The organism is Streptomyces synnematoformans, from assembly GCF_039531005.1.
Lineage (GTDB): Bacteria > Actinomycetota > Actinomycetes > Streptomycetales > Streptomycetaceae > Streptomyces > Streptomyces synnematoformans.
Genome location: NZ_BAAAPF010000348.1, coordinates 1 through 7,215 on the forward strand (window position 1 = coordinate 1; position 7,215 = coordinate 7,215).

Here is a 7,215-nt window from a genome sequence, read left to right on the forward strand (position 1 = left end):
AGCCGGCCGCGGCGGACGCCGCGCCCCGCAAGCCCCGCCGCCGCCGTCGCCGCACGCGCGGCGGGGGCGCCGGCAGGGCGGCGGCGGAGTAACGGAACCCCATCGGGCCCGGGGCGCACGCGAAGACGTGCGCTCCGGGCCCGCGGTCTGTCCGCGGGCCCGGCGGCGGGCGGCCGGGGCCGGGGCGGACTCACTCGTCTAGGGTGCGGGCATGAGCAAGCCGCCGTTCGTCGCGTTGCCGGCCGGGGCCGAGGCCGTACCGGTCGAGACCCCGCGCGGAACATTCGCCGCGCTGCGGGCCGGGCGGCCCGTACACGGGACCGCGCTCCTGCTGCCCGGGTACACCGGCAGCAAGGAGGACTTCATCGCCCTGCTCGAACCGCTCGCCGCCGCCGGCTTCCGCGCGGTCGCCGTGGACGGCCGCGGGCAGTACGAGTCGGACGGCCCCGCCGACGAGGCCGGGTACGCGCAGGACGAGCTCGCGCTTGACGTCCTCGCGCTCGCCGCCGCGCTCGGCGCACCGGACGACCCCCCGCCGCACCTCCTCGGGCACTCCCTCGGCGGCCACATCGCCCGGGCCGCCGTCCTCCGCGCGCCGGGCGCCTTCTCCTCGCTCACCCTCATGAGCAGCGGCCCCGGCGTCGTCTGCGACGAGCAGCGGTCCCGCGCCAAGCTCCTCGCCGACGCCCTGACGACGTACGACATGGAGACGGTCTGGCAGGCCATGCGGGCCTTCGACCCACCCCCCGCCGACGGCGCCGCCGTCCCCGCCGACGTGGACGACTTCCTGCACCGCCGCTGGCTCGGCACCAGCCCCGCCCAGCTCGTCGCCACCGGCCGGCAGTTGTGCGAGGAGCCCGACCGGACCGCCGAGCTGGCCGCGCTGCCGCTGCCCGTGCACGTGCTCACCGGGGAGTCCGACTACGTGTGGCCGGTCGCGGAGATGGACGGCATGGCGCGCCGGCTGCGGGCCCGCCGCACCGTCGTCACCGGCGCCGACCACTCCCCCAACGTCGACCGGCCCGCCGAGACCGCCGCCGCGCTCGCCGCGTTCTGGTCCGCCGGCCCGGCGACGGGATAACCCGCCATCGTCCGACCTCAACCGCGGTTGAGGTCAAGTTACGCTGACGGACATGACGCACCACCTGTCCCCCCGGGCCAAGGAAGCGACGATCGGCGAGCTGTCCGACCGCAGCGGAGTCCCCCAGTCCGCGCTGCGCTTCTACGAGCGCCAGGGCCTGATCAACAGCCGCCGCACCACCGGCAACCAGCGCCGCTTCTCCCGGGACACGCTCCGCAGGGTGGCGTTCATCCGCGCCTCGCAGCGCGTGGGCATCCCGCTGGCGGCGATCCGGGAGGCACTCGCGGTGCTCCCCGAGGGGCGTACGCCGAACCGCGCGGACTGGGCGCGGCTGTCGGAGTGCTGGCGCAACGACCTCAACACCCGTATCCGCCGGCTGGAGCGGCTGCGCGACAACCTCACCGAGTGCATCGGCTGCGGCTGCCTGTCGATCGACAAGTGCGCGCTGGCGAACACCGACGACCGCCTGGGCGAACGCGGCCCGGGCGCGCGCGGCCTCGGCGTCTGACGGAGCCGCCCGCGGCGCCCCGCGGCGGAGGCGGCCCCGTCAGCCGAGGGCGAGCATCGCCCCGGCGACCTCGCCGGCCGCGGCGTCGGGGATCGCGGTGGCGGCCTCCTCAAGGACGAGCAGCCGCGCACCCGGGATCGCGCGCGCGATCGCCTCGCCGTTGCCCACCGGGAAGAACGGGTCGCGGCGGCCGTGGACGACGAGGGCGGGCACCGCGATCCGGGGCAGGCGCTCGCGCCAGCGGGGTGTGCAGTCGAGCCGGGAGAACACCATGCCCAGCTGGTTGGCCAGCTGGACCGGGGGCGCGGTGCCGGGCGTACGGTCCCAGATGCGCGCGGCGACGGCGCGGGCGGCGACGGGGTCGTCGCCGAGGATTTCCGCGCCGGCGGCGGCGAACTCCGCCACCGCCTCGCGGTCGGCCCAGTCGGGCATCGGCCCCCCGAACAACCGGCTCATCGTGGCGTGGTCGTGGTCGGGGAGGTCGTCGTCGGGCGGGCCGGGCGCGACCGCACGGGTGCCGGCCAGCGTGAGCGCCGAGAACGCGCCCGGGTGATCGAGCGCGGCCACCTGGGCGACCATTCCCCCGACGCCGATCCCCGCGAGGTGCGCGGGCCCGTCGCCGAGCGCACCGGCGAGGGCCGCCGCGTCGGCGGCGAGGTCGCGCAGGGTGTACGCGGGCGCCTCCGGGTCCGCCGTCGTCGACTCGCCGCTGTCGCGCAGGTCGTAGCGCACCACGTGGCGCCCGCCCGCGGCGAGGCGCTCGCAGAGCGCGTCCGGCCACGACAGCATCGTCGTCCCGCCCGCGAGCAGGACCAGGGGTGCGCCGGCGGCGCCGAAGGACTCGACGCCGAGGGCGACCTCGTTGACGTTCACGGTGGTCATCGGTTCACCGTAGCCGCAGCGCGGCCCGAGGACGTCGAGTTCCACTGGCCCACGGATACCTGCAACGGCACATCAACGGCGACGTCGGGGACTGACCCGAAGGCCCGGCGCGCGGCGGGCCGCGGCTAGCGTTTCACCGGGGTCGCGCCCGTCGCGCGGTCCACGATCTGCTCGTACACCTCCGGGTCGGTGGTGAACTCGCCGAGCCGGCAGGTCTTGCGCGCCCCGTGGTAGTCGCTGGAGCCGGTGGCCAGCAGGCCGAGGTCCGCGGCCGTGGCGCGGAGCCGGGCGCGGGTCTCGTCGTCGTGGTCCATGTGGTCCACCTCGATGCCGTCGAGGCCGGCGGCGGCCAGTTCCGCGACGGCGCTCTCCGGCAGGCACACGCCGCGCTTGACGGCCAGCGGGTGGGCGAAGACCGTGACGCCGCCCGCGCCCTTGATCAGGCGGATGGCGTCGAAGGGGTCCAGCTCGTGCTTCTCCACGTACGCCCGGCCGCCGGAGCCGATCCACTCGTCGGTGAACGCCTCCTGGACGCTGCCCACGATCCCGGCCTCCACCATCGCGCTCGCCACGTGCGGGCGGGCGATGGCGCCTTCACCGGCGATCTCCTGCACCCGCTCCCAGGTGATCGGCACGCCCAGCTCGATCAGCCGCTCGGTCATGAGCTTCGCGCGGCGCACCCGGTCGTTGCGCACGGCGTCGCGCTCGCGGGTCAGCTCCGGCTCCTCGGGGTCGAAGAGGTACGCGAGCATGTGCAGGCTGATGCCGTCGAGGTCGCAGGACAGCTCCATGCCGGGGACGAGCGTCAGCCCGTCGGGCAGGGCCTCGACGGCCTCGGCGTGGCCGCCGACGCCGTCGTGGTCGGTGAGCGCGACGACGTCCAGTCCTTCGGCCGCCGCTTTGCGCACCAGTTCCGCGGGGGTGTCCGTGCCGTCCGAGTCGGCGGAGTGGGTATGCAGGTCGATGCGCACGGACGGTACCTCGCACGGGCTCGGGATCGCTGGAAGGCACCCAGCTTACGGGCCCGCCCGGCCGCCACTGTCGACGGCGGTACCGCCGGGGCGACGGCCGCCGCTCCGGCGCCGCTACAGCAGCCGCGGCGACAGCGCCCCGCAGGGCAGCAGCTCGATCTCCGCGCCGGCGTCGCGCAGGTCGGTGAGCACCAGCTCGTCGTAGAGCAGCAGGCCGGACTGCTCCGGCCAGACGACCGCCCACAGCCACAGCCCGCGCGCCTCCCCGGCGAAGACGGCCCGGTCCGCGGGCACGCCGCCGACGTGCCACAGCGGGGTGGGCCGGCCGGCGGCGATGACCTTGGCGTCCGGCGGCTTGTCGGTGCACATCCCGGGTCCGGGGTCCGGCCCCTGCAGGCCGGCGAAGCGGGCGCCGAGGCCGACGCCCAGCTCCTCGGCGACGAGGACCAGCTCGCCGGGCCCGCCCAGCGGGCCGGGGCCCGAGCAGGCGACGGCGGTGGCGCGGCCGCCGCTGCGGTCGTCGCCGGCGTTGGCGACCCCGGTGAACAGCCAGCCCAGGGGCAGCGGCCACGGCATCCACACCGGCACCCGGGCCCGGTGCACCACCACGCCCAGCGCCTCGACGCTGGGCGGTATGACGGGCTGCAGCGGCTGCACGGGGCCGTGCCGCTCGCACTGCCAGGAGTCGCTGAAGAGACCGGGCGGCCGGACCCGCCCGCCGCACTTCGGGCAACTGGGTTCGCCCCTCATAGCCACTTACGGTCCTCCCCGGTCGCCGCGCCGTCAAGGACGATCACCCGTCCGGGGCCGCCCGCCCCGGCGCCCCGGGCGCGGGCGGCGGTAGCGCCCGTGCCGTACGGCGCGCGCCGCGCGGCGCCGCTACGCGCCCAGGTCCACGCCGCGGCGCTGCGGGTCGCGCAGGTCCGTGCCCGCGGCGAGCCAGCGCTCGCGCAGCGCGGCGGCGCCGTGCACCCGCTTCCACGCCGCCTCGTTGGGCGTCATCGGCAGCAGCGGCAGGAACCGCACCGGCTCCGTGGGGGTACCGCCCACGCGCGGAGCGCTGTGGGGGAGCTCCGGCAGCACCACGTCGTCCACCAGCCCGCCCGGCTCCGCGACCAGCACCGCGCGGAACGGCGCCCCCGGCCACAGCGGCTCCGCCACCTCCAGCGACGCGTCCGGCGCCACGACCACACCCTCCACCTGCGGCGACGCGGCGAGGACGGCGAGCGGGCGGAGCACCCTGCCGGTGTCGGCGCGCCCGGCCCGTACGGTCAGCAGCAGCTCGGCGCGCGGGCCGCGGAGCGGGTCGGCGAGCGCCTGCGCGGGGTCGGTCATGGGCTGGCCGGACATGCCGAGGGTGGCGTAGCGCAGCAGCGGCTCGCCTTCGGCGGTGGCCGACGGAAAACGCAGCACCTCGATGCGGTCCGCGCCCACGAAGGTCACGGACGCCCGTGCGTCGGGCTCGCCGAACGTCCCGGTCAGCCGCTGTTCCACCGATGCGAGCACCTCGTCGTACGCCATGCGCCTCAGCGTAGAGCGCCGGGGAACCGTCAAGGCTGCGCGGTCGGTTCACTCGCGGCTGGTAACCTTGCGTGTCGGCTCGGTGCGCGTCGTACGTACGGCGCGGCACGGCTCCGACACGAAGGCACATGCGCAGGACGCGCACGGTGTGGACGCTCACGCCCTTCGACAGGGCCCGGCCGGAGGAGGTGGGGACTGCGGTGGATCCCAGCCGACCTTGCAGTACCGACAGCTCGCCCGTCCGGCCCGGCGCCCGCTGACCTCCGCCGGTCTCTCCGCGCGTTCGCACGGGACCTCCCGGTCGACTCCGGCCGCGCCGTCCGGCGCCCGGCGGTCGAGCACGCACTTTCGTCGCCATCCACTGACGTGCCGTCGGCGCGCTCAGCGATGCCCGCTTTGTGGGTGTACCTCTGCGTAGATCCTCATTCCCGGCAGCGTTGGTCCGCGCCCGGCAGGAGCGTGAAGGAGTTCGCCCATGTCGATGATCCGTGACCTGCGAGCCGTCGTCCGTCCCGCCCGGAAGCGCCACGGCCAGTCCGCCCACGGCTACGACCCCACCCGCGACCCGGGCGCGGTCAGCGCCGTCGTCGACTGCGCCGTCTACCGCGGCGGCCGGCGCACCAGCGAGCGGCTCTCCCCGGCCGAGGCGATGCGCCGGGTGCGCGCCGGGGGCGGCTTCGCCTGGATCGGGCTGCACGAGCCGACGGAGCGCGAGTTCGCCGGCATCGCCGAGGAGTTCGGCCTGCACCCGCTGGCCGTCGAGGACGCGATCGACGCGCACCAGCGGCCGAAGCTGGAGCCGTACGAGGAGTCGCTGTTCACCGTCTTCAAGACCCTCCACTACGTGGAGCACGCCGAACTCACCGCCTCCAGCGAGGTGGTGGAGACCGGCGAGGTGATGTGCTTCACCGGGCAGGACTTCATCATCACCGTCCGGCACGGCGGCCAGGGCTCGCTGCGGGCGCTGCGCGCCCGGCTGGAGGAGGACCAGGAGCTGCTGGCGACCGGCCCGTCCGCCGTGCTGCACGCGATCGCCGACCAGATCGTCGACAGCTACATCGTCGTCGCCGACGCCGTCCAGGAGGACATCGACGAGGTCGAGATCGACGTGTTCTCGCCGAGCGACGGCCGCAGCGGGCGCGGCAGCGACGCGGGGCGGGTGTACCAGCTCAAGCGCGAGGTGCTGGAGTTCAAGCGGGCGGTGGCGCCGCTGCTGCGGCCGATGCAGCTGCTGTCCGAGCGGCCGATGAGGTTCGTCGAGCCGGAGATCCAGAAGTACTTCCGGGACGTCGCCGACCACGTGGCGCGCGTACACGAGCAGGTGGTCAGCTTCGACGAGCTGCTCAACTCCATCCTGCAGGCCAACCTGGCGCAGGCCACCGTGGCGCAGAACGAAGACATGCGGAAGATCACGTCGTGGGCGGCCATCTTCGCCGTGCCCACGATGATCGCCGGCATCTACGGCATGAACTTCGACCACATGCCGGAACTCGACTGGCGCTTCAGCTACTACGCCGTGCTGGCGGCCATCGCCGTCATCTGCGCCGCCATGCACCGCGGCTTCCGCCGCAACGGCTGGCTCTAGGGCCTGTCGTCAATCTCCCGCCTGCGGCGCGACGCCTGGCACGCACTCCCCCACTGCGCTCCCCCACAGCGCGCAAGCGCGCGTGGGCGGTACCCCCTGCGCGCGCGTGGGCGGTGCCCCCAGCCGCGTTGTCGGGATCGACCGAATAGGCCCACTATGCGGTCGACCCTCCGCCTTGCGATCGCACGCACCAGCCTCCCCCTACGCCCGGAGGGCGTGGGCGGTGCCCCCTGCGCCGCCCGCCCTCCGGGCGAACGACGCGAGATTGACGACAGGCCCTAGGACCGGTACGGGCCCGGGGTCCGGCGGCTACGCTCGTGCCCCATGGAGCCGATCGCCGCCGCCCTCGCAGAAGAGGCCGCCAGGAAGTCCGGGCTCGTCTGGATCGAGGGCCCGGACGGCACCCAGCGCGCACTGTGGCACGTCTGGCTCGACGGCGCCGTCCACCTCGTCGGCGACGGGCCGGACGAGCAGCCGCTCGACGGGCTCGGGCTGGCCGACGGTGCGCTGGTGACGGTGCACGCGCGCAGCAAGGACAAGGGCGGCCGGCTGGTCGCCTGGCCGGCGCGGGTGACCGAGCTGGCGCCGGAGAGCGAGGCGTGGCAGGCGGCGGTGGCGGAGCTGAAGGGCAAGCGGCTCAACGCCGTGGACGCCGACCGCGTCGCGG

The 7,215-nt window shown here is 75.3% G+C and carries 8 protein-coding genes; 4 read left to right on the forward strand and 4 right to left on the reverse strand.

The features are described from left to right. Window positions 1-211: 211 nt before the first annotated feature. The gene (locus ABD317_RS31455; RefSeq protein ID WP_344294383.1) at window positions 212-1,081 is read left to right on the forward strand and encodes an alpha/beta fold hydrolase; all 870 of its coding nucleotides are present in this window, start codon (window positions 212-214) and stop codon (window positions 1,079-1,081) included. Between the two features lie 52 nt (window positions 1,082-1,133). Next, window positions 1,134-1,589, forward strand: coding sequence for a redox-sensitive transcriptional activator SoxR (gene soxR / locus ABD317_RS31460; protein ID WP_027754044.1), 456 nt, complete (start codon window positions 1,134-1,136; stop codon window positions 1,587-1,589). A 39-nt stretch (window positions 1,590-1,628) separates the two neighbouring features. Here soxR and ABD317_RS31465 read toward each other — a convergent pair whose 3' ends face one another. The 4 genes from ABD317_RS31465 to ABD317_RS31480 form a co-directional block, all read right to left on the reverse strand. Continuing rightward, on the reverse strand, window positions 1,629-2,471 hold the full coding sequence (locus tag ABD317_RS31465) for an alpha/beta fold hydrolase (RefSeq protein WP_344294386.1): 843 nt from the start codon (window positions 2,469-2,471) through the stop codon (window positions 1,629-1,631). 125 nt (window positions 2,472-2,596) lie between these two features. After that, window positions 2,597-3,442: a PHP domain-containing protein gene (locus ABD317_RS31470; protein WP_344294388.1), complete on the reverse strand. Its 846-nt coding sequence runs from the start codon at window positions 3,440-3,442 to the stop codon at window positions 2,597-2,599. Window positions 3,443-3,556: 114 nt separating this feature from the next. Next, window positions 3,557-4,192 carry a DUF6758 family protein gene (locus tag ABD317_RS31475; RefSeq protein WP_027754047.1) on the reverse strand — a complete coding sequence of 212 codons (636 nt, stop codon included), beginning with the start codon at window positions 4,190-4,192 and terminating at the stop codon, window positions 3,557-3,559. A 129-nt stretch (window positions 4,193-4,321) separates the two neighbouring features. Then, the gene (locus tag ABD317_RS31480; protein WP_344294391.1) at window positions 4,322-4,963 is read right to left on the reverse strand and encodes a suppressor of fused domain protein; all 642 of its coding nucleotides are present in this window, start codon (window positions 4,961-4,963) and stop codon (window positions 4,322-4,324) included. Window positions 4,964-5,438: 475 nt separating this feature from the next. On the opposite strand from ABD317_RS31480, the gene ABD317_RS31485 reads away from it, so the two are divergent. Beyond that, window positions 5,439-6,548 (forward strand): magnesium and cobalt transport protein CorA, encoded by a 1,110-nt coding sequence (locus ABD317_RS31485; RefSeq protein WP_344294393.1) that lies wholly within the window; start codon window positions 5,439-5,441, stop codon window positions 6,546-6,548. 324 nt (window positions 6,549-6,872) lie between these two features. Beyond that, the coding region (locus ABD317_RS31490; protein ID WP_344294395.1) for a hypothetical protein at window positions 6,873-7,215 on the forward strand (343 nt) is incomplete at its 3' end.

Coding starts and splice junctions, on each gene's coding strand:
- ABD317_RS31455 (WP_344294383.1), top strand. CDS start 212: ATGAGCAAGCCGCCGTTCGTCGCGTTGCCGGCCGGGGCCGAGGCCGTA.
- soxR (WP_027754044.1), top strand. CDS start 1,134: ATGACGCACCACCTGTCCCCCCGGGCCAAGGAAGCGACGATCGGCGAG.
- ABD317_RS31465 (WP_344294386.1), bottom strand. CDS start 2,471: ATGACCACCGTGAACGTCAACGAGGTCGCCCTCGGCGTCGAGTCCTTC.
- ABD317_RS31475 (WP_027754047.1), bottom strand. CDS start 4,192: ATGAGGGGCGAACCCAGTTGCCCGAAGTGCGGCGGGCGGGTCCGGCCG.
- ABD317_RS31480 (WP_344294391.1), bottom strand. CDS start 4,963: ATGGCGTACGACGAGGTGCTCGCATCGGTGGAACAGCGGCTGACCGGG.
- ABD317_RS31485 (WP_344294393.1), top strand. CDS start 5,439: ATGTCGATGATCCGTGACCTGCGAGCCGTCGTCCGTCCCGCCCGGAAG.